At 39.3% G+C, this 23,017-nt stretch carries 24 protein-coding genes; 13 read left to right on the top strand and 11 right to left on the bottom strand.

Annotated elements, in window-relative coordinates; all coding sequences use genetic code 11:
* Nucleotides 1-24: 24 nt before the first annotated feature.
* The 7 genes from napC to napF are packed head-to-tail and all read right to left on the bottom strand — an operon-like array spanning nucleotide 25 to nucleotide 5,912.
* Nucleotides 25-663: a cytochrome c-type protein NapC gene (napC, locus tag M1F14_RS09445; RefSeq protein ID WP_048607975.1), complete on the bottom strand. Its 639-nt coding sequence runs from the start codon at nucleotides 661-663 to the stop codon at nucleotides 25-27.
* A gap of 9 nt (nucleotides 664-672) precedes the next feature.
* Complete coding sequence (gene napB, locus M1F14_RS09440; RefSeq protein WP_042845215.1) at nucleotides 673-1,122, bottom strand: nitrate reductase cytochrome c-type subunit; 450 nt, start codon at nucleotides 1,120-1,122, stop codon at nucleotides 673-675.
* Nucleotides 1,119-1,982 (bottom strand): quinol dehydrogenase ferredoxin subunit NapH, encoded by an 864-nt coding sequence (napH, locus tag M1F14_RS09435; RefSeq protein ID WP_042845216.1) that lies wholly within the window; start codon nucleotides 1,980-1,982, stop codon nucleotides 1,119-1,121. The genes napB and napH overlap by 4 nt, the downstream gene beginning before the upstream one ends.
* Nucleotides 1,969-2,679, bottom strand: a complete 711-nt coding sequence (gene napG, locus M1F14_RS09430) for a ferredoxin-type protein NapG (protein WP_042845217.1) — start codon at nucleotides 2,677-2,679, stop codon at nucleotides 1,969-1,971. The genes napH and napG overlap by 14 nt, the downstream gene beginning before the upstream one ends.
* Before the next feature lie 6 nt (nucleotides 2,680-2,685).
* A complete protein-coding gene (gene napA / locus M1F14_RS09425) occupies nucleotides 2,686-5,172 on the bottom strand; it encodes a nitrate reductase catalytic subunit NapA (protein WP_048607977.1) in 2,487 nt (828 codons plus the stop codon).
* On the bottom strand, nucleotides 5,153-5,431 hold the full coding sequence (gene napD, locus M1F14_RS09420) for a chaperone NapD (RefSeq protein WP_071548302.1): 279 nt from the start codon (nucleotides 5,429-5,431) through the stop codon (nucleotides 5,153-5,155). The genes napA and napD overlap by 20 nt, the downstream gene beginning before the upstream one ends.
* Entirely contained in the window at nucleotides 5,421-5,912 is a 492-nt protein-coding gene (gene napF / locus M1F14_RS09415) for a ferredoxin-type protein NapF (protein WP_181468676.1), read from the bottom strand. The genes napD and napF overlap by 11 nt, the downstream gene beginning before the upstream one ends.
* Before the next feature lie 808 nt (nucleotides 5,913-6,720).
* Between napF and nrfA the strand changes: the two genes are divergently transcribed.
* From nrfA to M1F14_RS09370, 9 genes are all read left to right on the top strand, one after another.
* A complete protein-coding gene (nrfA, locus tag M1F14_RS09410) occupies nucleotides 6,721-8,157 on the top strand; it encodes an ammonia-forming nitrite reductase cytochrome c552 subunit (protein WP_042845221.1) in 1,437 nt (478 codons plus the stop codon).
* A gap of 47 nt (nucleotides 8,158-8,204) precedes the next feature.
* The gene (nrfB, locus tag M1F14_RS09405) at nucleotides 8,205-8,774 is read left to right on the top strand and encodes a cytochrome c nitrite reductase pentaheme subunit (protein WP_042845222.1); all 570 of its coding nucleotides are present in this window, start codon (nucleotides 8,205-8,207) and stop codon (nucleotides 8,772-8,774) included.
* Nucleotides 8,771-9,442: a cytochrome c nitrite reductase Fe-S protein gene (gene nrfC / locus M1F14_RS09400; protein WP_181468677.1), complete on the top strand. Its 672-nt coding sequence runs from the start codon at nucleotides 8,771-8,773 to the stop codon at nucleotides 9,440-9,442. The genes nrfB and nrfC overlap by 4 nt, the downstream gene beginning before the upstream one ends.
* On the top strand, nucleotides 9,439-10,395 hold the full coding sequence (nrfD, locus tag M1F14_RS09395; protein ID WP_071548303.1) for a cytochrome c nitrite reductase subunit NrfD: 957 nt from the start codon (nucleotides 9,439-9,441) through the stop codon (nucleotides 10,393-10,395). Before nrfC ends, nrfD begins: the two co-directional genes overlap by 4 nt.
* A 24-nt stretch (nucleotides 10,396-10,419) precedes the next feature.
* The gene (locus M1F14_RS09390) at nucleotides 10,420-12,294 is read left to right on the top strand and encodes a heme lyase CcmF/NrfE family subunit (RefSeq protein ID WP_181468678.1); all 1,875 of its coding nucleotides are present in this window, start codon (nucleotides 10,420-10,422) and stop codon (nucleotides 12,292-12,294) included.
* Nucleotides 12,287-13,327: a heme lyase NrfEFG subunit NrfF gene (gene nrfF / locus M1F14_RS09385; RefSeq protein WP_181468679.1), complete on the top strand. Its 1,041-nt coding sequence runs from the start codon at nucleotides 12,287-12,289 to the stop codon at nucleotides 13,325-13,327. Before M1F14_RS09390 ends, nrfF begins: the two co-directional genes overlap by 8 nt.
* Nucleotides 13,328-13,648: 321 nt before the next feature.
* Nucleotides 13,649-14,047 (top strand): hypothetical protein, encoded by a 399-nt coding sequence (locus tag M1F14_RS09380; RefSeq protein WP_042845227.1) that lies wholly within the window; start codon nucleotides 13,649-13,651, stop codon nucleotides 14,045-14,047.
* Between the two features lie 490 nt (nucleotides 14,048-14,537).
* Nucleotides 14,538-15,890, top strand: coding sequence for a molecular chaperone (gene yegD, locus M1F14_RS09375; protein ID WP_048607984.1), 1,353 nt, complete (start codon nucleotides 14,538-14,540; stop codon nucleotides 15,888-15,890).
* Nucleotides 15,891-15,980: 90 nt separating this feature from the next.
* Nucleotides 15,981-16,925, top strand: coding sequence for a phosphotransferase (locus M1F14_RS09370; RefSeq protein ID WP_071548304.1), 945 nt, complete (start codon nucleotides 15,981-15,983; stop codon nucleotides 16,923-16,925).
* 60 nt (nucleotides 16,926-16,985) lie between these two features.
* Here M1F14_RS09370 and M1F14_RS09365 read toward each other — a convergent pair whose 3' ends face one another.
* Nucleotides 16,986-17,465 (bottom strand): DUF4822 domain-containing protein, encoded by a 480-nt coding sequence (locus M1F14_RS09365; RefSeq protein WP_071548305.1) that lies wholly within the window; start codon nucleotides 17,463-17,465, stop codon nucleotides 16,986-16,988.
* A 189-nt stretch (nucleotides 17,466-17,654) separates the two neighbouring features.
* Nucleotides 17,655-18,509 carry a LysR family transcriptional regulator gene (locus tag M1F14_RS09360; RefSeq protein WP_042845235.1) on the bottom strand — a complete coding sequence of 285 codons (855 nt, stop codon included), beginning with the start codon at nucleotides 18,507-18,509 and terminating at the stop codon, nucleotides 17,655-17,657.
* Nucleotides 18,510-18,618: 109 nt separating this feature from the next.
* On the opposite strand from M1F14_RS09360, the gene M1F14_RS09355 reads away from it, so the two are divergent.
* The 4 genes from M1F14_RS09355 to dmsD all read left to right on the top strand — a co-directional run bounded on the left by M1F14_RS09355 (nucleotide 18,619) and on the right by dmsD (nucleotide 21,382).
* Entirely contained in the window at nucleotides 18,619-19,089 is a 471-nt protein-coding gene (locus tag M1F14_RS09355; RefSeq protein ID WP_042845237.1) for a multidrug/biocide efflux PACE transporter, read from the top strand.
* A gap of 33 nt (nucleotides 19,090-19,122) precedes the next feature.
* On the top strand, nucleotides 19,123-19,290 hold the full coding sequence (locus M1F14_RS09350; RefSeq protein WP_155405740.1) for a hypothetical protein: 168 nt from the start codon (nucleotides 19,123-19,125) through the stop codon (nucleotides 19,288-19,290).
* A 350-nt stretch (nucleotides 19,291-19,640) separates the two neighbouring features.
* Nucleotides 19,641-20,393, top strand: a complete 753-nt coding sequence (locus M1F14_RS09345; RefSeq protein ID WP_042845239.1) for an energy transducer TonB — start codon at nucleotides 19,641-19,643, stop codon at nucleotides 20,391-20,393.
* A gap of 371 nt (nucleotides 20,394-20,764) precedes the next feature.
* Entirely contained in the window at nucleotides 20,765-21,382 is a 618-nt protein-coding gene (gene dmsD / locus M1F14_RS09340) for a Tat proofreading chaperone DmsD (protein WP_181468680.1), read from the top strand.
* Nucleotides 21,383-21,465: 83 nt separating this feature from the next.
* On the opposite strand, the gene M1F14_RS09335 is transcribed toward dmsD, so the two are convergent.
* Nucleotides 21,466-21,810, bottom strand: coding sequence for a DUF3088 family protein (locus M1F14_RS09335; RefSeq protein WP_052219313.1), 345 nt, complete (start codon nucleotides 21,808-21,810; stop codon nucleotides 21,466-21,468).
* 55 nt (nucleotides 21,811-21,865) lie between these two features.
* Entirely contained in the window at nucleotides 21,866-22,972 is a 1,107-nt protein-coding gene (locus M1F14_RS09330; protein ID WP_220129031.1) for a PLP-dependent aspartate aminotransferase family protein, read from the bottom strand.
* Nucleotides 22,973-23,017 lie beyond the last annotated feature (45 nt).

Genomic DNA, 23,017 nt, shown 5'->3' with positions numbered 1-23,017 from the left:
CAATGGTAAAACGACTCTCTAAGGTTAAAAGCCCGGTTCAACTTCACGCATATCCGGTAATTTATGTGCGATCCCTTTATGGCAATCAATACAGGTTTTACCTTCAGTTAAAGCTTGGTCATGCATTTTTGCCGCGACCCCTTTTTGCGCAGTAAAATCCATATACTCAAAGTTGTGACAGTTACGACATTCCTGAGAGTCATTATTTTTCATCCGGCGCCATTCGCTTTGTGCCATTGCCAAACGGTGGTCTTCAAATTTTTGTGGTGTATCAATAATGCCAAAAATCTTACCGTATAATTCTTTACTGGCTTGAATTTTGCGTACCATTTTGGGGCCAAATTCATGGGGTACGTGGCAGTCTGGACAAGTCGCCCTCACACCACTACGGTTCGTATAGTGAATGGTATCCATATATTCTTCATAGACATTTTCACGCATCTCATGGCAACTAATACAAAACTCTTCTGTATTCGCCATTTCCATCCCCGTATTAAAGCCTCCCCAGAAAATCACGCCACCCACAAAACCGATCAGCAATAAGGTGCCTAACGCTAAGCGACTTGGTCTACGCCACCAACGCCATATTCGTCCAATTAAGCCAAAGAGCCCTTTACGCGGCTGTTTTTCGCCATTGACCTGCTTATCATTGTTATTTGCCATGTCTCCCCCTTATTTCCCAAAGCCTTTGGATGGGGTAAATGTGTTATCAATGATAGGTGCCGTATCTGACTGCGGCACATGGCACTGTAAACAAAAATAGCGATTTGGTGCGACTTCACCAAGCACTTTACCTGTTGCATCCATAAAGTGTGTTGGACTCACTCTTGGCGCACCTGTTGTCCGGTAATTCTCAACACCATGGCACTGTAAACAGCGGTTAGTATTCGTCGTAATTTGGTAACCTTCAACGCTATGTGGGATCATCGGCGGTTGGTTCACATAGTTTAGCGCCATTCTTTCCTGTTCTTTCGGAATATGAATGCTTCCCTCTGTCGTACCAGACACTTCCGGTGATTGAGACAAATCGACACCATTAGCAGCCCAAACAAGACTACTAACAACAAGGGCCATACCTGCAATTGCGCGGCTTAGCGTCTTTTTCAGGACAGGATTTTTCATGATTTAGCTCCCGAGCTCCATCGTAGTGTTATTTTAAAAACATCCTCAGAACAGACATCGATACAACGACCGCAAGTAATGCAGTCTTTATCTGTAATCTGCGCTGGGGCTTGCTTATCTAAGACCGGGGCACGCAGTACTTGCGGCTCCGGACAAATGTGGAAACAATCCATACAGCGGCTACAATTTTGTTTATTTTCCGCTGTAACAACTAATGCGCCTTTACAACCCGCGATGCCATACAGGGCACCCAGAGGGCAAAGGTGACCACACCATCCATGTTCCACAACCAATAAATCGAATAAAAACAGTGCAACGAGGACTAATGCACCGCTACCAAAACCAAAAATTAAACTGCGCCCCATTAATGAAACTGGATTTAACCATTCCCAAAGAAGAGTCCCTGTCACCGCTGAACCAATGAGGATCACTCCGAGCAATACATAGCGGATATAACGCGGTATTGTTGCGGACTGGTTTAACTCAAACTTACGGCGCAACCAAGCTGCCGCATCCGTGATCGGATTCACAGGACAGACCCAACTACAGAAAATACGCTTACCTAATAGTGCATATACCCCGAACACAATAACTGCACCTACCAGTGCCGAAATACCGGGTAAATATCCACTTGCTAAGCTTTCTAAGGTAATGAGTGGGTCAGTCAAAGGCACAGTATCTAGCAATAAGCTGCTACTGTAGTTCCCATGTAAAACCCAAACACCGAACCATGGCCCACTGAGAAACATAGCTAGCACAAGCAATTGGCTCACACGTCGAAATACCAACCACTTATGGCTATGCCACCAGCCCTTTTTAGCCTGAGCTTCACGTCCGGCATCACGCTTACGATTTGCCATTGTTGCCCTCCAGCCAGCCAAAACGGTAATGATGACCTAATTCACCTTTCGCTAGCGACCTTGGTAATACCTTGATAGCAGCTTCTTCCAGTACACAAGCCTGTTCACACTTACCGCACCCTGTACAGTAATTGCTATTGACTGTTGGTAAGAACCTCGCATGTTTACCTGTTCGGTGGTTTTGTTCCAATTCCAAGGTGATTGCTTCATCAATAAGTGGACATACTCGGTAACAGACGTCACACCTTAACCCTTGAAAATTAAGACAGTTTTCCTGATCTAACAAAACTGCCAATCCCATTCGTGCATCATTAATTGATTCAATGTCTTTATCCAGCGCACCACTTGGACATACCTTGGCGCACGGAATGTCTTCACACATTTCACATGGGTTTTCACGGGCGATGAAGTACGGGGTTCCTGCTGCTAAGCCTGATGCTAATGTTGCTAGTTTCAACATGTCATAAGGGCAAGCTTGCACGCACTGACCACAACGTACACAAGCACTTGAAAATGCCTTTTCATCAAGAGCGCCCGGTGGGCGGAGCCTAACTCCGCTGGCCCGAGACGTTTGTTGCTGAAGCCCCAGTACCACACCAACAGCCGCTAACCCGCCCGCTGCGCGAGCAACATCACGCAAAAAACGACGGCGACTGTTCTGGGACTTAGCCTTTTGAGCTTTCGCTTTCTGGGGCATTAGCTATTACACCTTTTCTAATTTAACGGCACATTTTTTGTAATCCGTTTCTTTTGAAAGTGGGTCCGTTGCATCCAGTGTTAAGTTATTCACTAGCTGCGCAGCATCGAAGAACGCCATGTACACTAAGCCTTTCGGTGGTCTGTTACGGCCACGTGTCTCCACAATCGTCGTCACATCACCACGGCGTGAAACCACTTTGACTTTGTCTCCACGACGTAACCCTCTGTCTTTCGCATCTAATGGATGTATAAAGACTAATGATTCAGGGAAAGCTCGATGTAATTCGGGAACACGGCGAGTCATACTTCCAGTATGCCAATGTTCTAATACACGTCCGGTTGATAGCCACAGGTCATATTCTTTATCTGGAGACTCTGCCGCAGGTTCAAATGGCAATGCAAAAATAACCGCTTTACCATCTGGCTTACCGTAAAATTGATAACCAGCACCAGCTTTAACGTATGGGTCGTTCCCTTCGCTATAACGCCACATGGTTTCTTTGCCATCGACAACAGGCCAACGAATACCACGTGCTTTATGATATTCATCGAAATCAGCAAGGTCGTGACCATGACCGCGTCCAAAGCCTGCATATTCTTCAAACAAGCCTTTTTGCAAATAAAAACCAAGTTCACGAGATTCGTCGTTTAACTGGTCTTCAGCGAGTTCGCTAACAGGGAATTTAGTCACCGCTTCATTGGCAAATAACACGTCATATAAGGTTTTTCCACGTAGCTCCGGTTTTTTCGCCAATAGCTCTTCAGACCAAACCTCATCCGTTTTAAAACGACGAGAGAACAACACCATCTGCATTAAATCTGACTTTGCTTCACCCGGTGCTTTAACTTGTTGGCGCCAAAATTGAGTGCGACGCTCTGCGTTACCATACGCCCCTTCTTTTTCTACCCACATCGCCGTTGGCAAGATCAGATCGGCGGCTAACGCACTGACTGTTGGATAGGGGTCAGAAACAACAATAAAATTACGCGGATCACGCCAGCCTGGCATGCGTTCTTCATTAATATTTGGGCCTGCTTGCATATTGTTGTTGCACATTACCCAATAGAAGTTCAGCTTACCGTCTTTGAGCGCTCGGTCTTGAGCAACAGCATGTAAACCGACTTTTTCAGGAATAGTACCAGCAGGTAAGCCCCAAACACCTTCCACTTTTTCACGGTGTTTTTCGTTAGTAACCACCATGTCAGCAGGTAAACGGTGAGAGAATGTCCCAACCTCACGCGCAGTACCGCATGCTGAAGGCTGGCCAGTTAAAGAGAAAGGACCGCAACCAGGCTGAGAGATTTTGCCGGTCAATAAATGTAGGTTATACGCTAAGTTATTTGCCCAAACGCCACGAGTATGCTGGTTAAAGCCCATCGTCCAGTAAGATACCACTTTGGTATTCGGGTCAGCGTAAAGTTTCGCTAACTCTTCTAATTGATCTTTTGGCACACCGGTCATTTCTGCCGTTTTATCTAACGTATATTCTGCGACAAATGCCTTATACTCATCCCATGTCATTGGCTCTGATGCATCGGAACCCGCATTTTTTGCACTTTTTTCTAATGGGTGAGTTGGGCGTAATCCATAACCGATATCTGTTGCACCACGACGTAAATTCACGTGTTTATCGAGGAATTCCTGATTAACTGCATTATTTTGAATAATGTAGTTTGCGATATAGTTCAGGATCACAAGGTCAGATTGCGGCGTAAATACAATCCCGTTATCCGCCAATTCAAAACTACGATGCTTAAATGTGGAGAGTACCGCAACACGTACATCTGGATTAGATAGACGGCGGTTAGTAATGCGTGACCATAAAATTGGGTGCATTTCTGCCATATTCGAGCCCCACAGAACAAATGCATCTGCGTGCTCAATATCATCATAACAACCCATAGGCTCATCCATACCAAAAGTACGCATGAAGCCAACAACCGCAGACGCCATACAGTGGCGAGCATTCGGGTCTAAATTATTCGAGCGGAAGCCCCCTTTAAACAGTTTCGACGCTGCATAGCCTTCCCAAACTGTCCATTGACCTGAACCGAACATTCCGATGCCTTCAGGGCCTTTATCCTTCAATGTGGTTTTGACTTTTTCTTCCATAACATCAAAGGCTTGTTCCCAAGTGATTGGAGTAAACTCACCATTTTTGTCATATTCACCGTCTTTCATACGCAACATCGGCTGTGTTAAACGGTCTTTTCCATACATGATCTTCGGTAAGAAATACCCTTTGATACAGTTCAGACCACGGTTAACAGGAGCCTCAGGGTCACCTTGACTTGCTACAATACGGCCATTTTGCGTTCCCACCAGAACGCCACAGCCTGTACCGCAAAAACGGCAAGGCGCTTTGTCCCATTTGATACTTTCCTGTTGACCAACAACAGCTTTCGCAATGCTGGGTGCACCAATACCGGCCGCCGCAGCAGCGGCCGCTATCGCATTGGCTTTCATAAAGCTACGACGACTGAGTTTCATAATCTTCCTCACCTTGCTCATCCTGCTGGTGATACACCAGCGAAACATCTAGTACACCATCAATATCGCGTACTAAATCAATAGTATCTAACAATGCTCTGCTATCTTGACCTTCAACCACAACGATCAGTTTTCCGTTGTCTGGAGAACTTAACGCAACTTCACAATTCGAAAATTGTTCTATTTTTTCGGTCACAGCAGACATTCGTTCACTTTTTACTTGTACGATTAAACTGCACACTTGATAGTTACTGTGCATGTTCATGCTCCACGGTAATGGCTGATACTGGGCAACTTGCAACACAAGCTCCGCAGCCTGTACAGCCTTGCGTTTCTATTTTTGGCTGGTAAATACCTGCCAGTGACGGACGAAAAGAGATGATTTCTGGCTCACAACTGTCTTGGCAACGACGACACTCGATCGAAAGATACGCAAGGCAATTCTGGCCAATCGAAATTGAGATATCCCAAGGTTGGGAATGTTTTGATAGGAAAATAGGTTCAGGGCATGATGCCGCACACGCGTAACAGAAAGTACATTCTCCGCGTTTAAAATCAACAACGGGATAGCCGCCCGCGCCTGGTCGCAAAATTGCAGTTTCACAACTTCCCACACACGCGTTGCAACGGGTGCACAATTCGATAAATTGCACTTCACTACCACTCCATGGCGGCCGAACCACTGGAGCTGCGTTACGCCACGCACCAGTTAATACTCCCCGACGGGTGAGATCAACCATGTTTTTTCCTTTACATTGCCAACAAGAAAACTAAAAAGTACTAATAAACCGCATTTTTTATATGTGTATTTATGAGAAATATTAACGAGAGAGGTTATAAAAATACATACTACCTAGGAGGTAACAGGAGTAATAACACGACTTACGCCCTAAAATGATGACATTGGTTTTATTGATGGAATTGACCCTCAAAATAGAGCCAAAAGAGGTAATTAAGACAATTTATTAATTATTTTTTAACAATCATTCAATATGATTTTTTAAATTAAACCTAACTTTTAATGTTATGGGTTTAAATTAACACCAAAAACTACTACTAAAGTGGTATATGCAATGTCATTTTGCAAAAAAATATATGCAATATTTTTGATATTACGCACATTTTACTTTTACTCTTTTATTATAAAAATAATACAAGAGTAAATAAAATTTAAAAAAACACATAAAATCAACAAATTAAATTAAAATTAATTTTATTTTAAAAAATAAGAATCATTACGATCCATTTCATTTAAAACAGTTTGAAAACTAGTGACTAATAACTATATCAGATTTAACAGTACCTCATTTTTATTATTTCTCTGCATTCTATTCCTTTAATACAAATTATCTTTTGATCAAAAACAATATTTTTAGTGTGGTTTTTTGTTACACATATAGGCTGGCAATGTCTTGATAGCATCTGTGCGCTTACTATCAAACTTATATAACAAAAATATATCCAAATTCGTCCGAGTTACAGGCTACATGCAAAAAAAACAACTCGAACAATGAAGGGATGGCTGGCTAACATTACTCGAGGCCCTTTATGGCAAACATAAGAAATAATGCACTATACTTATTGAGTTTGGTGGCAGGAATATTTCTATTTACCTCTGTGCATGCACAAACCCCTACCACTAAAGATACGACTTCCACTATTAATGCTCGAAATGAAACTTTCGAGGCGGCTCACCCAGATCAATACCATTCATGGAGAGCAACTTCAGAGCAATCCAACCGCGAAGATGCGCTCGCTGAAGATCCTCGCTTAGTGGTACTTTGGGCAGGATACCCATTCTCTCGCGACTATAACAAGCCACGAGGCCATGCTTATGCAATTATCGACGTTCGTGAAACGTTACGAACTGGTGCGCCAAAAGATGCTCAAGATGGCCCATTGCCTATGGCATGCTGGAGCTGTAAAAGCCCAGATGTTGCTAGGTTAATCCAAGAACATGGCGAAGATGGCTACTTTGAAGGCAAATGGGCAAAAGGCGGTCCTGAAGTTGTGAATGTTTTAGGTTGTGCCGACTGCCACAAAACAGATTCACCCGATTTTGCTAAAGGCAAACCGGAGTTAACTCTCTCACGCCCATATGCAGAACGGGCAATGGAAGCCATTGGTAAACCATTTGCTACAGCCAGTCGCTTCGACCAGCAATCCATGGTCTGTGGTCAATGTCACGTTGAGTATTATTTCTCTGGCGATAAAAAATCAGTGAAATTCCCATGGGATAACGGGACAAAAGTCGAGGATATGGAAGTTTACTACGATAATATCGGTTTTTCTGATTGGACAAACTCCTTATCAAAAGCCCCCATGTTAAAAGCACAGCACCCTGAGTATGAAACCTGGAGTGCGGGTATTCATGGTAAAAATAATGTGACCTGTATTGACTGCCATATGCCTAAACTGCAAAACGACAAAGGTGAGCTGTATACCAGTCATAAAATCGGTAACCCATTCGATAATTTCGAACAAACCTGTAGTACTTGCCATACTCAAAGTAAACAACAACTGCAAGATGTTGTCGCTGAACGTAAACACGCTATCCAAGAAATGAAAATCAAAGTTGAAGACCAGTTAGTTCGTGCTCACTTTGAAGCAAAAGCAGCTTGGGATGCAGGTGCAACCGAAGATGAAATGAAACCAATTTTAACCGATATTCGTCATGCGCAATGGCGCTGGGATTTATCTATTGCCTCTCACGGTATTCATATGCACGCACCAGATGAAGGTTTGCGTATGTTAGGTGGCGCGATGGATAAGGCTGCGGATGCACGGACTAAATTAGCTCGCTTGCTAGGTTCGAAAGGGATCACCCATGAAATAGCTATTCCCGATATTTCGACTAAAGAAAAAGCACAGCAAGCTATTGGTTTAGATATGCAAAAAATTAATGCAGAAAAACAAGAGTTCTTAAAAACAGTCGTGCCACAGTGGGATGACCAAGCTCGTAAAAATAACCTATTAGCCAAATAAACTAGATTCGCCCGCAACCTAAGGGCGATTTAACCAATGGAGTGAATATGAGCGTACTACGTTCGTTATTAACTGCTGGGGTGCTGGCAACAGGCTTATTATGGGCAGCGGCTGCATCCGCGACACCTCAGATTGCACAAGAAAATGCAGAAGGCCGTTGGGTTGTTACACCGCAGCGTAGCGCAGATAGCGCTTGCATCGACTGCCATAAACCTGACAAAGAAGGCATGCACGGCACGCACGCAGAAGTTATTAACCCCAATAATAACTTACCGGTAACTTGTACCAATTGTCACGGGAACCCTGGACCAAAACACCGCGAAGGCGTTAAAGATGTTATGCGTTTTAACGACCCAATGTACGGTGTGGAACAGCAAAATAGTGTGTGTTTGTCCTGTCACTTACCCGAACAGCTACAAAAAGCGTTTTGGCCACATGATGTCCACGTCACCAAAGTAGCCTGTGCTAGCTGCCATGACCTTCATCCTAAACAAGACACTATGAAGGTACTGACAGATAAAGGGAAAGTGAAAATTTGTGTCGACTGCCACTCTGATCAACGCAATAACCCTGACTTTAACCCAGCAGCGGTAAAATTGCGTAAGGAGCAACCATGAGTTGTTCTCGTCGTCAATTCATCATCTACTCAGGCGCACTGGCGGCGGTGGGGGGGATAGCGAGTCATACTCTAGCGAATACAATGAAAATAGACGGGGTTCGCTACGGCATGATCCACGATGAAAACTTGTGTATCGGCTGTACGGCGTGTATGGATGCGTGTAGAGAAGTTAACCAAGTACCCGAAGGTGTTTCTCGGTTAACGATTATTCGTAGTGAACCTATTGGTCAGTTTCCTGATGTTAAATATCGTTTTTTTCGCCATTCCTGCCAACATTGTGAGAGCGCCCCTTGTGTTGATGTATGCCCTACAGGGGCCTCTTTTATCGATAAAACAACTGGAATTGTAGATGTAAACCCTGACTTATGCGTAGGTTGTCAATATTGTATTGCAGCCTGTCCTTACCGTGTCAGGTTTATTCACCCCGTGAGTAAAACCGCCGATAAATGCGATTTTTGTCGTAAAACCAATCTAAAAAAGGGTAAACAACCCGCTTGTGTCGAGTCTTGCCCAACCAAAGCACTGACATTTGGTAATTTAGATGATCCTAATAGCAATATTTCGTTAATGCTAAAAGAAAAACCAACATACCGGTTCAAAATAGCGCTCGGCACACACCCCAAAATGTATCGAGTTCCCTTCAAATATGGGGAGGTTAGCCAATGACAACAGCTTCAGCTTTCCATTTTGAATCTCTCGTTTGGGATTGGCCAATTGCTGTTTATCTATTCTTAATTGGTATTTCGGCAGGGCTAGTCGTACTGGCGGTATTACTACGTCAGTATTACCCCAAAGCGGCAGGCAGTGACAGTACTCTAATGAGAACGACACTGATACTTGCGCCAACAACCATCATATTTGGGCTACTGATTTTGATCCTCCACTTAACTCGTCCGTGGACGTTTTGGAAACTGATGTTCCACTACAGCCTAACTTCAGTGATGTCGATGGGGGTCATGCTATTTCAGCTATATATGGTAGTTCTGGTTATTTGGTTAGCAAAAATATATGAAAAAGAGGTGATTACATTACAACAAAAGTGGCTCCCTAAATTCAGTTTTGTTCCTCGTATATTAAGCTTATTTAATCGCGTTGTACGCTTTCTCGATATCATCATGTTAGTACTCGCGGTACTACTTGGAGCCTATACTGGCTTTTTACTCTCAGCGCTAAAATCGTACCCTTTCTTAAATAACCCGATTTTACCCGCTTTATTCCTATTTTCAGGGATATCGTCGGGGATCGCAGTCGCGCTAATTGCTATCGCCCTACGTTATCGTAAAAATGTTCATAACCCTGAAAGTGCATTTCTACATAAAGTTGAAGGCTATGTGATTTGGTTAGAAATATTCCTATTAGCTGCATTTTTTGTTGGGTTAGCACTTGGCGATGACGGGAAGATACGTTCCTTAACTGCGGCGCTGGGTGGCGGTTTCTGGACCACTTGGTTCTGGATTGGTGTCGTCGGTTTCGGCTTCATTATTCCTTTAACATTAAAAAAATGGGCTGATAAAGGACTAGGGGCATCTCGAGTGTTGATTATCAGTGGTGCCAGCTTATTAGGTGTATTTTGCTTACGCTTTTTTGTGTTATATGCGGGGCAATTAACAGTTGCATAACTCATTCAATCATAAAGGTGATAATTGGAACTAATACTCCCTGAAATCGGCTTTCTCTGCCTTGTATTGGCTTTATGTATCGCTAGCTTTCAGGCTTTGAGTGGAGTTATTGGTCTCATCCAACACGTTCCGAGGCAAATGCCTCAGAACGTGCTTTGGACTTATTCACAGTTTTTTCTGCTACTTACTGCCTATATTTGTTTGACCGTCAGCTTTATCCAAAGTGACTTTTCCGTAGTATATGTTGCACAGCATAGTCATCGTTTATCCCCTTTATATATCAAGATTGCCGCAGTATGGGGAGGACATGAAGGGTCAATTTTCCTTTGGTTACTGTTTATATCGGCTTGGAGCGCATTATTTGCTTGGCGCTATCGCCAGCAAAATCATCTTGTCTTCCCACTGACATTAACCTTTCTTGCCATGATCAGTGGCGCTTTATTATGGTTCATTATTTTTTATTCCGACCCTTTTGAGCGGATTTTCCCACCCGCAATTGAAGGGCGTGATCTCAACCCAATGTTGCAGCATTGGGGGCTTATTTTACATCCTCCATTGCTGTATTTAGGCTATAGTGGGTTAATGGTTGTGACCGCCTTAATTCTCGCATCAATACTCACAGGCCAATTTAATCAAATCACGGCTTGGTTGTGTTGGCGTTTCACCGTACCAAGTTGGTGTATACTGACTCTCGGAATTACGCTGGGTTCATGGTGGGCATATAACGAATTAGGCTGGGGGGGTTGGTGGTTTTGGGACCCTGTTGAAAATGCATCACTACTTCCTTGGCTAAGTGCCACTGCCCTGCTTCATAGCTTATCCGCATCGAGGAAAACTGAAGGATATCGGCACTGGTCAATATTACTTGCCATTCTTACCTTCATCTTATCTTTATTGGGTACATTAATTGTACGCTCTGGCATTTTAATGTCTGTACATGCTTTTGCCCTTGATAATGTGAGAGCCGTTCCCCTATTTTTACTATTTAGTATCTTAAGCCTTATCGCTTTGTTTATTTATGGCTGGAAAGCAAAAAATGTAGAAAGTAAAACCGCTAAGGTGAATAAACGTGATACTTACTTATTATTAACATTAGTCCTATTTGCTACAGTATTATTTATTGTTCTTACTGGTACGCTTTATCCAATGATTTATGCCCTCTTTGGTTGGGGGAAAATTTCTGTTGGTGCGCCATATTTTAATCAAGCATTACTCCCATTCGGCATTTTAATGTTACTTATTATGGCATTAAGCGTGCTTAATCTACCGAAGAAAATCCCTTTCATCACCCAATGGCGATTTCCGGTTATATTGCTCCTCAGTACATTACTCAGTATTGTTCTATGGTCACACGGAATAATTATCGCCATTTCGTGTGGGTTTTTAATGGCTATTTTATGCATTTTTTGGTTACGTCCAATTCGTGTAATTAACCAACAATTACCCTCTCTTCTTGCCCATACTGGGGTAATTATTTTTGCTGCGGGTATTGCCCTTTCCGTTGGTAGCCGGCAAGAAATTAGTGTCAACCTTTCCATTGGGCAGTCTGTTTCTTTAGCAGATTATCAGTTCCAATTTAAACAGCTTAAACTCCTTGCTAAGGGGAATTACACAACTGAAAAAGCCGTTATACAAGTTGCCCAAGCCAACCACCCCTTACACCAATTAATTACTGAACGCCGTTTTTATACGGCACGTCAGCAATTAATGATTGAGCCAGGAACCTATTGGGGCTGGGTACGTAATTGGTATGCTGTTTTAGGGGAGAAAACAGGTGTAAATAGCTACGCAATACGCTTTTATGTGCAAGATGGCATTCAATGGATTTGGGGAGGTGCGTTATTTATGTGTTTTGGGCTGCTAATTGGTTGGGTAAAAGGAAGAACAAAGCATGAATAAAGCTTTAGTCACTTTCATTTTCTTATTTGCTTCGTTTATGGCTAAAGCACAAATTGTAGACGTGTGGCAATTTAATTCGCAGGAAGAACAAGACTATTCTTTGCAAATTGCCTCATCACTACGTTGCCCACAATGTCAAAATCAAAATTTATTAGAGTCAAATGCCCCTACTGCGGTCAGTATGCGGCATCAAGTATTCAAAATGGTAGCTGAAGGTAAAAATAAGAGCCAAATCCAACAATATATGACTGATAGATATGGCGAGTTTGTTCTTTATAACCCATCGCTAACGCTAGGAACTGCTTTATTATGGGGATTGCCCATCATTGCTCTGGCGGGGATTTTAAGTTTAACATTCTACTTAACTCGCCGACAAAAATATCATTATCGCCATGATAGCGCCGAAGTAACCCAAACTACAAAACAACTTTTAGTCTCCGTGACTGATGAATCTCCTTCTCAACAGAAACGAAACACGGTGTTTATCATTGTATTATTCTTCGCCATTATTGGTTATTTCTTTATACCCCGCTTTGAACTGACGTATCGCGAATATTTACGTATCTCTGATCCTCTTTTATCATTCACTCCGTTACAACAAGAACAAAATGACTTGTTACGTTTACAAAATGATATTCGTCAGTCACCTGAAAATAGTGAACTATGGGCAACACTTGGTGAATATTATTTATATCAAAACAGCTATGACAACGCACTAATCGCTTATTATCGAGCACTAAAATATGGCGATGAGAATGCACAAATATACTCCGCAATTGCAACTGTATTATATTATCAAGCAGGGCAGCACCTGACTCCAGATGCCCATGCTGTAATTAATAAAGCCCTAGCTCTTGATAACAATGAGGTCACAGCCTTAATGCTAGTTGCTTCTGATGCATTTATGAATGCAAATTACGAGCAAGCAATTGATATTTGGCAAAAACTATTAGATAGCAATAGCTCCCGTATTAATCGTTCACAACTAATTGAAGCCATCCATATGGCAAAAATAATGGGAAATAAAAAATAATTAAAATATATAAAATTAATATCTTTACATTAAGTGTTAATACATACTAAATTATCACTATAGTAACAAATATACCCCCCTAATTAATGTCAATTCATTTTAATATGTAATTTTTCGTTTCTTACTGCTCATCATTATTTCATCTCTATATTACATTAAATAATTTTATGCTACATTCGCTATATTAAACTCCTAAAATTAAACCTGTGTATAATAACGTAAGTAAAATTAACGCTCTTAATCTTACTTATATACGATTAAACATTTTTCTTTTACGATGTTATTTTAGGAATGTAAAACAATCACATAAGAAATAAAAACATGAAAAATAAAATATTTTCATTCTTGGTTGTTGGCCTTATTGCTGGCGCGTCCTTTATTGGCGGTGTCGCAAGTAACTATACACCTGATCTAGATATTATTGAAAAATCACAAAAAGCAGTTGAGGATTTTTTAGTTGACCCTAAAACAGCAGAGTATAAAAATGTTAAATATCATGAGATAAGAGAAACTCTTGACCACGGAATGTTAGGTTATGTTTGTGGAGAAGTACTCATTTTTACCAGTCAAACACCATATTCATTTAAACGTTTTATCGTCAAAACATATCGTCATGACGATGGTCGTAATGTTGTCTCTATCCCAATTATTGATGATAAAGACAAAGAGTTCCCTAATGATGATTTTAATATAATATGGGGTAAATATTGTAATAATTAATCCGCCGGATAAAAATACAATCAAGGTTAAATTTAACACATTAATAATATAAAAATAATATTTAAATTACGTCTAAAACCATCACTCAATCTTACACATTTCAAACGAAATAAAGTATGTTGTTTTTATATTGATTCAATTACATATAATAAAAATATAATAAATGGTCGAATAAACCAGCATAAACAATATTCTCATATTCTCAACTTGTTTATTTCTGCATTCAAGATAAGTTAGAATTAAGATGAGCACTATATGTTAATTTTCTATCTACCTCCATATACTATAGTGCATACATCTGCTTAAGAAAGGTTAAAAATAGTTCCATAACCTTAATCACACAACTGACTTTGAGAAAAGCGAAGTCATGCCTATCTTATGATTTTCTAATCTTGCAACGTTAAATTAACTAGCTATTTTGGTAGTAATTCTTGATTGCTTGATATAAAGTCACAACCCTTTTTTTCAAGGTTACTATTTTGGAGGCGAGATGTTTATAGGCTTTGATTACGGTACATCCAACTGCGCTGTCGCAATCATGAAGGACGGAATACCGACACTATTACCATTAGAGGGCCATAGTAAATATATTCCATCAACACTGTGTGCGCCAACAAGAGAATCTGTATCTGAACACCTATTTCGTCATTGCAAAATCACACCTTCAGATGAAATTGGGCAGCAAATATTAAGAAGGTCGATAACTTTTAATCAAGATGAAGGGGTCGATTTAATGCCTGAAGATATTGTTTTCGGGCAAGCTGCCTTAGATTTATATTTAAGTGACCCAAGAGATGTTTATTATGTAAAATCACCTAAGTCGTTTTTAGGCGCTTCCGGGCTTCATGAAACACAAATTAGTTTTTTCGAAGACCTTGTTTGCGCCATGATGAAAAATATCAAAGATACTGCTGAACATACCTTACAACAAGTTATAGACGATACAGTGATTGGACGGCCAATTAACTTCCATGGTCGCGGTGGAGAATTAGCTAACCAGCAAGCAGAATCCATATTATATCGAGCCGCAAAACGTGCAGGCTTTCATCATATTACATTTCAATTTGAACCTGTCGCTGCTGGCCTTGAATATGAATCAACTTTAAATAGTGACCAAATAATCCTAGTTGTTGATATTGGTGGCGGAACAACTGATTGCTCATTAATTCAAATGGGGCCAAGTTACCGAACCGCACAAGATAGAACCCCTTCCTTATTAGCCCATAGTGGCCAAAGAGTGGGTGGAAATGATCTTGATATCTATATTGCGCTAAAACAATTGATGCAACTTTTTGGGATGGAAAGCCAGTCGCTTTCAGGTATTAAAATGCCATTTTTACAGTTTTGGAACCCAATTGCGATAAATAATGTTGAAGCCCAAAAAGAATTTTATTCGCGGCAAAACCTTTCAGCGCTGACTCGATTAAAACAAGAAGCAAAAGAGCCTAAAAAATTGGCTCGCTTACTAGAAGTATATAACGAAACCCTTGGGTATAGCCTTGTCCGTAAAGCTGAAGAGGCGAAAATTGCCTTATCTGAAGATGCTAATTATTTAGCTAAAATTGCGCTATTGAATGAAACGCTTGAAGTTAATATTCAACGAGAACATTTAATTGAATCAATAGAATCACCAAAGAATAAAATGATTGAACTAGTTAAAGAGGCTGTCAATCAAGGGGGAGTGCAACCTGATGCTATTTACATTACGGGGGGAAGTGCTCGCTCACCCATATTGCATCAAGCTATCTCCCAAGAATTACCTAATATCCCTATCGTACGCGGAGATGATTTTGGTTCCGTTACCGCAGGGCTAACTCGCTGGGCTGAAACCTGTTTTAAATAAAAACACATTATTTTCTAAGTGACTACTTACAATAAAAGGTAATGTTTAACATTGCCTTTTAACCTTACTTCTTCAGTTGCTGGTAGTCACATGAAAATTAATAATATTCTCAAAAAATTTAAGCTAACAGATATTAGTCAGATCGAAAGCATCTATCCTTATTCACCAGTATATAAAATACATAAGAATAATCATGACTATGTACTAAAACAGACTTGCTCTAATATTGATGATGCCAACAGATTAGCAAGCTATTTATCCAATTTAAATAATAAGAAAATAAATATTGTCACACCAATTTCAGTAGTTACCCCAAATCCACAAGAAATAAATAATGATGTTTGGGTGCTCTATCCGTTTATTAAGGGAAGTAAATATAGCGCTTCTACACATGAAATTATTGAAGCAGGCCGTTTACTGGGGAAAATACACTCGGTTTCCTCTATCAATAATCAAGAAAAACTCAGTGAGTATAATGAATATGAGCTTGAGGATAGCGATATAATCAATGATATCAATATCATACATGACCATTGTATAAAGCATAAATTAGCTATAGATATAAATCAGTTTAAAAGATTAATGCTAGAGACTATTGAAAACCAATCGGTTTTAAGAAAATATAATTTACCCGCTGTTGCTACGCCTTATGACTACAAAGCTGATAATTTAATTTATTTAGAGTGCAACCAAGCCTTTATTATAGACCCCGATAATGCAACTTATATTCCTAGGATTTTCGATTTAGCCTTAACATTGTTACTTTTCCATAATGTATTAGAAACAGCACCAAATCGTATTTTTACTGTAGATGAATGGGAATTGTTTAAACTCGGTTATTCTGAATTCATTACAGTTACCCCTTTTGAAAAGTCTTGTTGGCAACAAGCTATCAAACATTTATTTTTAGATGAAGTGATTTGGTTAATGTCTGATTTTGAACAAGGATGGGAAAATACACGGCAACGAAATTTATTTATTTCATTGTTATCATTAATATTAGATGAAAAATTGTTAAAAAAATACACGCTATAATTTAAAACAGCACGTTGCTAGATAATATGGATGCCGCTCAAAGCGGCATCCATAAGAAAATTATTTTTTAACTTTATGTACAATATCAAAGTACTTATCTTTGTTATCTTGCTCTGGATAAATACGATAAGTATATTCTTCAGGTGTTACAGTGACATTTTCTACAACACGAGTAAATAACACTTCCCCTTGATCATTTTTTGCAGTTAATGAACGGGTTTTTCCATTCTCATCAAATGACCAATCACCTTTCATTTTTGGTTTCCCATCAAATGTAGTCATATTAAAGGTGCCATCTGGATAATATTCAGCTAAGCCAAAGAAGTTAGAAACTTGCTTATCATCGGCACTGACTTCTTTTTTGTTTTGGTCTAAAGCTTCCGTTGTTGTCCAGACTTTACCAACCATGATTTCTTCGTAAGCATTTAATTTATGCTCAGCATTTTGTGATTGCGTTGCTGCTGGAGCCGTAGCGGCTTGAATACCAAATGACATTGTAGATACAACAGCAAATAATGTAGGTACTAATAGTCTTTTCATTTTATTTCCTTTAACTAACAAGCTCAAACAAGCATTTGATTTAACTTAAGGGTAACTACATAAGACTTATTATCATAATGTTATTACGTTTATTTACATGGAAATGTTTTGTTACATACGAGGAGGAGTTCTAAATAAATTACAGTTATACTAACAATTACAAATTAATTAGAATAAATATATTCAATCCTAACTATTTAACAATTTATTGATCAACCAATATCCCGCTTTACCCGGTGGATTATGCTTAGACCACACTAAATCTACATTAATTTTACGCGGCCATAGGTCATAATTAAGGCTCACCAATAGGCCATGACCGAATTGCTTGACTAACCAAGTGGGTAGTATTGCCCAGCCAGTCCCTTGTTCAGCCATTTCTAGTAACAACAAATAATTGGGAGCCAGCCAGTTTTTTTCGCTGTTAATGACGGTTTCACTGCTGCTACTTAACCGTAGTTGACGTGTCGTCGTGAGATGTTGATAGGTAATTTGTTTTTCTTTTGCTAACGGATGGCTAGCTAACACATACAACCCTAGCTCCCCTTGAACAGGTAAACGTGAAAATGAAATATCAGCAGGATATTCGATTCGTGACTCCATCATGCCAACATGAGCCTGCTGATTTTGGATCATTTCAATGACATCATTGTTTTCGGCTATTAAGAATTCAAATTCAATATGAGGAAATTGTCTATCTAATATTGTTAATACATGCTCTGCGTGTGGAGGTTGATAAATATCTGAAAAAGCACAACTTAACCGTGGTTCAATATCAGGTGACAATTCAACTCTCAAGGCTTGTAATCGTTCATCAGCTGATAAGATATCCTCAACTAGACTTAATACCTTTCTTCCAGCAAAAGTCAGTGTTGATTCACGCCCTTGCCTATCAAATAAAGCAAACCCCATATCATCTTCAAAACCACTAATAGTCGTACTCACTGTCGATTGGCTTTTATTAAGCTTTCTCGCTGCCGCAGAGAACGATTTCAGTGCAGCGGCTTCCACAAAGGTACGCAATGTTTCTATAGAATAGTTCATAAGGTATCGATTTTTCCGATGGCTGCCATTTTGTATATATATATAAAATAGCAAATAATTGCACCTGTTTTTTTATAACATATTAGATAGCTATATATTTGAGGTAGTTATGAGCAAGCAGACAAAAACATTAACTGAACGAATTTTTCATGCAGTTTCATTTGAAATCATCGCAATCGCGATAACTGCTCCGGTCAGTGCATGGATTTTAGGACGCTCAATTTTCCAAATGGGTACCGTCGCGATTATATTATCGACACTCGCCATGTTATTAAACCTATTCTATAACATGCTATTTGACCTCTACTGGCCTCTTTCTAAAGGGCTACGCCCAACTAAAGTACGTATTGCCCATGCTGTTGGTTTCGAATTAAGTTTTGTGATCCTCGGCCTACCGATACTGGCAGTACTCCTAAAAATGACTTTATGGGATGCATTTTTACTTGAGATTGGCTTCTTTGCTTTTTTCTTATTTTACACTTATGCATTTAACCTACTCTATGACATTTTGCGTGACCGTTGGTTTACTAACCAAGAAAACCAATCAAACTCGATTAAGCCAGCCATAAAACGTACATAGTTCAGCAACGACACAGAACACGAAGCATGTTCTGTGTCGTTGTCAAATAGTGACCCGATATTAGCTATCATTGCAAAAAACTTTGGAGAAATGGATAGCCATGAGAAAGCAGCGGTAGCGCTTAGTTTTACACAGAATAACCAATCCTCTGCAACAATTTATGCCATGGAACAACATTTAATCCGGAGTAAAACTAAATAAGATACTATTAACAGTCATAATTTATCATATAAGTCATTTCATCAAGGTTTAGTTATTTGCTAAGCCTTTTTGTTTTAATAGAGAAATAAATCCCCCCACTTTATCTGCTGTTAATTACTTTAATGACACTATAAAACTGAGAAACCACGACGCACCTCACGATAATGACAATAACTTGCATTTGCAATTGATAATCATTAACATAAAATAAAACATCATATTATCTTATGATTTATAACCAAATGAATTCTTTTACCCTTTATAACCTTAAAGCAATGTTAGCAATTACTTATCTTAAACACGTTTAGCCGTTACCTTTTTGGCTTTAACTGAAAGAATACCGAGGTCTTATGATGAGTCAAAAACTACTTACTTTTATTCTGTCGATAACATTGCATATTTTAGTTATCGGGTATTTTATTTATATAACGACTCAATCATTATCTCAATCTCAGAAAAACCAAGCGTTGCAGGATGCTCCAGTTATTTCTATTGCACTTACTCAGGCCGCTCAAGAAACTCAACCTGAAGAAATAGCACAAGCCCACGCTATCCTTAGTAAAATAAAGTTAGACACTGTGGTGGAAAAAGCCACTATTGTCGTCCCTAAAAAACAAAAAGAAATAAAAAAAACCGTCAAAGAACCGGTTAAACCAACAACATCTACAATGGTTAAAAATACAGAGACGCCTAAGAAGCCAGTAGAGAAAAAAACACCTCTACACACTGAAATTGCCCAACAGCAAAAAGCAGGTGGTCAAGTGACGTCCTTATCCTTGGGAAATAAAAGCCACAAAACACAACAAGCCCCTAGTAATATAGACAGTCAATTAATAAGTTCCTATCGTGAAAAATTACGTCAAGAAATTGAACGCAATAAACAATATCCACGTAGAGCTAAAAAAATGAAAAGTCGAGGTGTCAGCACAGTTCAGTTCCAATTAAGCCAAACGGGAGAAATTAGTTTAGTACGCTTAGCGAGTAGTTCTGGAAACGAATTATTAGACAATGCCGCATTAACAGCGGTACAAAAAAGCCGCTCAGTAGGTAAGCCACCAGCGGGCTTTGCTCAATCAATTACCCTTAATATTGAATTTAATTAACGCTAAATAAAGCTAATAACCCGCTATCGTGATATGAGTTACTATGCTGTTAATGCCTGCAATATATTGAATAGTGAACAGCCTGATTATCATTGGGTTTAGCTGTTTGGCTTTACTATACATAAAAATGAAAAAACCGTTGAGAATAGGCTTTCTAATGCTGTTTTATTAATCGTGTATGATGAACTAATCAGTAGTGAAATTCTCTACAGGCTACAGATGATTGTTGCCAAGGCTATTGCGGGGTAATCATTACCTAATACTGTTTATATAGGACGAGAAAAAGCTTATTTCTTGTTATCATCGACAAAAGCCCGATGTTTGGTTACGATCGGCTTAAAAAGCGAAATCAATATATCAAGTGGATCAATATGGAACAAAAACTACTGGCGGATTTTTCACTTTGCGCACAAACTCTTGGCGCATTATTTAGTTATAACCCTTCTGATGCCCGTGTAAATAAATTAATTCACTTATTTAACTCAAGTGAATGGCAATCTGAGTGGCCTTTCAATAATATCTATGATTGCCAACGTATTGATAAACGCTTTCAAGATAGCTTAAATGAGCAAGAAACATTACAAGAAGCTTATCAGCGCTTATTTATTGGCCCTGATGCGCTTCCCGTACCACCTTGGGGCTCTGTTTACCTTGATAAGGAAAATAGTGTTTTTGGTATATCCACCCTTGAACTAAGGGCTTGGCTACGCAACAACCAAATTAATATTGAATTAAATCAAAATGAACCAGAAGATCATATTGGTTTATTATTGTTACTCACTGCTTGGGTTGTTGAAAATAAACCCGAGCTATTACGGGGCCTACTAGAAATGCATTTGTTACCCTGGGCTTATCGTTATTTAGAGAAAATGCAATTACAAAGTGGCCATGCTTTTTATGAAGCAACTGCACTATTAGCGAATGAAACTTTAAAATACATACAGCAAGCTATCCAATTAAATCCGATAAATAAAGAAATTTACCTTTAGTTGTTTCAATAGCTATTTGAATAGAAAATAAATACGTGTGAATAATAGCCCTAAATCAGGGTATATTTAGGGCTATTATTATACTATGGGTGTTTTTTAGGTATATGGTAGGCATCATTTAAGAACAGGATAATTTTGTCCAAGTCAGAAATATAAGCAGTATTATTGTAAACCCCCGTTTGATGTACCGAACTAATCCCTTCAGGCAATACCAGCACAGGCAAAGATTGGTTCACATCCCCGATAACAGTGATCAGTTCTTGTCTAGGTTTTTCAAAACCAATATAGACCACATCAATAAATTCCCTTAAATTAGTGTTCTTAGCAAGAATGCCTTCTAACATTGTGCAATCAGGGCAATAAAATACTTCACCTTCATAATTTTTATCTGAAAAACCCATATTTAAAAGATATAATTTACATTTCATAATGTTACCTAATTGAACTGATGAGTAAACCAAAATAAACTATTAGGCATTATTGTTACTTTATTTGAGCAAGTGCAATATCAACATCTGCAATAATGTCTTCAATATCTTCACAACCTAATGAGAAACGCAAAAGCCCTTCAGTAACACCTTGTAATAGGCGTTCTTCTTCAGGTATGCAAGCATGAGACATGATCCTAGGATAAGAAACGATAGATTCTATCCCCCCTAAACTCACGGCAACTAATGGTATGCGAATTGTATCTAAAAATAATTTCACATTCTCATAACTGCCTAAATCAAAAGAAACAACCATTCCCCCATTTTTAGATTGCCGCATATGAATATCATAATTTGGATGAGAGGGTAGACCTGGATAAAATACTTGCTCAACTTTAGGATGTTCATGCAAATATTCAGCAAGCTTTTGTGCGTTTTCACTAGATCTTTCAACTCGCATCGCCATCGATTTCAACCCACGCATGGTTAACCAGCTATCAAAAGGTGCAGCAATACTACCAATAGCTACCGCAGATTTATATAGCAATTTAGCATATTCGGGGTTGTTTGTTGCTGCCGTTCCTAAAATCACATCGCTATGGCCATTAATAAACTTTGTAGCGCTATTAATCGAATAATCAATACCTAATGAAATCACATCAGACAATAACGGTGTCATAAACGTATTATCACAAATTGTGATGAGTTGCTTTTCTTTTGCAATACGGATCACTGAGATTAAATCTGTCACCTGTAATGTTGGGTTTGATGGAGTTTCAATATAAAAAGCCTTGGTATTCTTTTTAATTGCATCCGCATAATTTTGCGGATTTGTTGCATCAACAAATGTCACTGAAATACCATATCTTGGTAAAAATTCAGTCATTAATTGAAACGACCCGCCATAAATACTTTTGCAAGCAACAATATGGTCACCATGGCTAAAACTCAACAAAATAGCACTAATTGCTGCCATTCCGGAGGAAAAAATTTCAGCATACTTGGCATTTTCAATCGCACAGATAGCATCACTTAATGCATCTCTAGTAGGGTTAGAAAAACGTGAATAAATATAGGAATAATTTTCTTCAATATCCGATTGAGAATAAGTCGATGATTGATATAACGGAATAGACGAACTTCCAGTATATTTATCTGTCATCGGGTAACCATGTATAACTTTGGTATTAATTTTCATAAGTAAATC

The sequence above is a fragment of the Providencia sp. PROV003 genome (genome assembly GCF_045040775.1).
Lineage (GTDB): Bacteria > Pseudomonadota > Gammaproteobacteria > Enterobacterales > Enterobacteriaceae > Providencia > Providencia huashanensis.
Note: the sequence above shows the minus strand (reverse complement) of the source record. Positions and strands in the feature narration are given on the sequence as shown.

Excerpts from the sequence above, each read along its gene's own strand:
- napA (WP_048607977.1), bottom strand. The coding sequence starts at position 5,172 with ATGAAACTCAGTCGTCGTAGCTTTATGAAAGCCAATGCGATAGCGGCC.
- M1F14_RS09335 (WP_052219313.1), bottom strand. The coding sequence starts at position 21,810 with ATGAAATGTAAATTATATCTTTTAAATATGGGTTTTTCAGATAAAAAT.
- nrfA (WP_042845221.1), top strand. The coding sequence starts at position 6,721 with ATGGCAAACATAAGAAATAATGCACTATACTTATTGAGTTTGGTGGCA.
- M1F14_RS09360 (WP_042845235.1), bottom strand. The coding sequence starts at position 18,509 with ATGAACTATTCTATAGAAACATTGCGTACCTTTGTGGAAGCCGCTGCA.
- nrfC (WP_181468677.1), top strand. The coding sequence starts at position 8,771 with ATGAGTTGTTCTCGTCGTCAATTCATCATCTACTCAGGCGCACTGGCG.
- M1F14_RS09370 (WP_071548304.1), top strand. The coding sequence starts at position 15,981 with ATGAAAATTAATAATATTCTCAAAAAATTTAAGCTAACAGATATTAGT.
- napF (WP_181468676.1), bottom strand. The coding sequence starts at position 5,912 with ATGGTTGATCTCACCCGTCGGGGAGTATTAACTGGTGCGTGGCGTAAC.
- M1F14_RS09345 (WP_042845239.1), top strand. The coding sequence starts at position 19,641 with ATGATGAGTCAAAAACTACTTACTTTTATTCTGTCGATAACATTGCAT.
- nrfD (WP_071548303.1), top strand. The coding sequence starts at position 9,439 with ATGACAACAGCTTCAGCTTTCCATTTTGAATCTCTCGTTTGGGATTGG.
- nrfB (WP_042845222.1), top strand. The coding sequence starts at position 8,205 with ATGAGCGTACTACGTTCGTTATTAACTGCTGGGGTGCTGGCAACAGGC.
- napH (WP_042845216.1), bottom strand. The coding sequence starts at position 1,982 with ATGGCAAATCGTAAGCGTGATGCCGGACGTGAAGCTCAGGCTAAAAAG.
- M1F14_RS09380 (WP_042845227.1), top strand. The coding sequence starts at position 13,649 with ATGAAAAATAAAATATTTTCATTCTTGGTTGTTGGCCTTATTGCTGGC.
- napC (WP_048607975.1), bottom strand. The coding sequence starts at position 663 with ATGGCAAATAACAATGATAAGCAGGTCAATGGCGAAAAACAGCCGCGT.
- napG (WP_042845217.1), bottom strand. The coding sequence starts at position 2,679 with ATGCCCCAGAAAGCGAAAGCTCAAAAGGCTAAGTCCCAGAACAGTCGC.
- M1F14_RS09330 (WP_220129031.1), bottom strand. The coding sequence starts at position 22,972 with ATGACAGATAAATATACTGGAAGTTCGTCTATTCCGTTATATCAATCA.
- napD (WP_071548302.1), bottom strand. The coding sequence starts at position 5,431 with ATGCACAGTAACTATCAAGTGTGCAGTTTAATCGTACAAGTAAAAAGT.
- dmsD (WP_181468680.1), top strand. The coding sequence starts at position 20,765 with ATGGAACAAAAACTACTGGCGGATTTTTCACTTTGCGCACAAACTCTT.
- M1F14_RS09355 (WP_042845237.1), top strand. The coding sequence starts at position 18,619 with ATGAGCAAGCAGACAAAAACATTAACTGAACGAATTTTTCATGCAGTT.
- M1F14_RS09365 (WP_071548305.1), bottom strand. The coding sequence starts at position 17,465 with ATGAAAAGACTATTAGTACCTACATTATTTGCTGTTGTATCTACAATG.
- yegD (WP_048607984.1), top strand. The coding sequence starts at position 14,538 with ATGTTTATAGGCTTTGATTACGGTACATCCAACTGCGCTGTCGCAATC.
- nrfF (WP_181468679.1), top strand. The coding sequence starts at position 12,287 with ATGAATAAAGCTTTAGTCACTTTCATTTTCTTATTTGCTTCGTTTATG.
- napB (WP_042845215.1), bottom strand. The coding sequence starts at position 1,122 with ATGAAAAATCCTGTCCTGAAAAAGACGCTAAGCCGCGCAATTGCAGGT.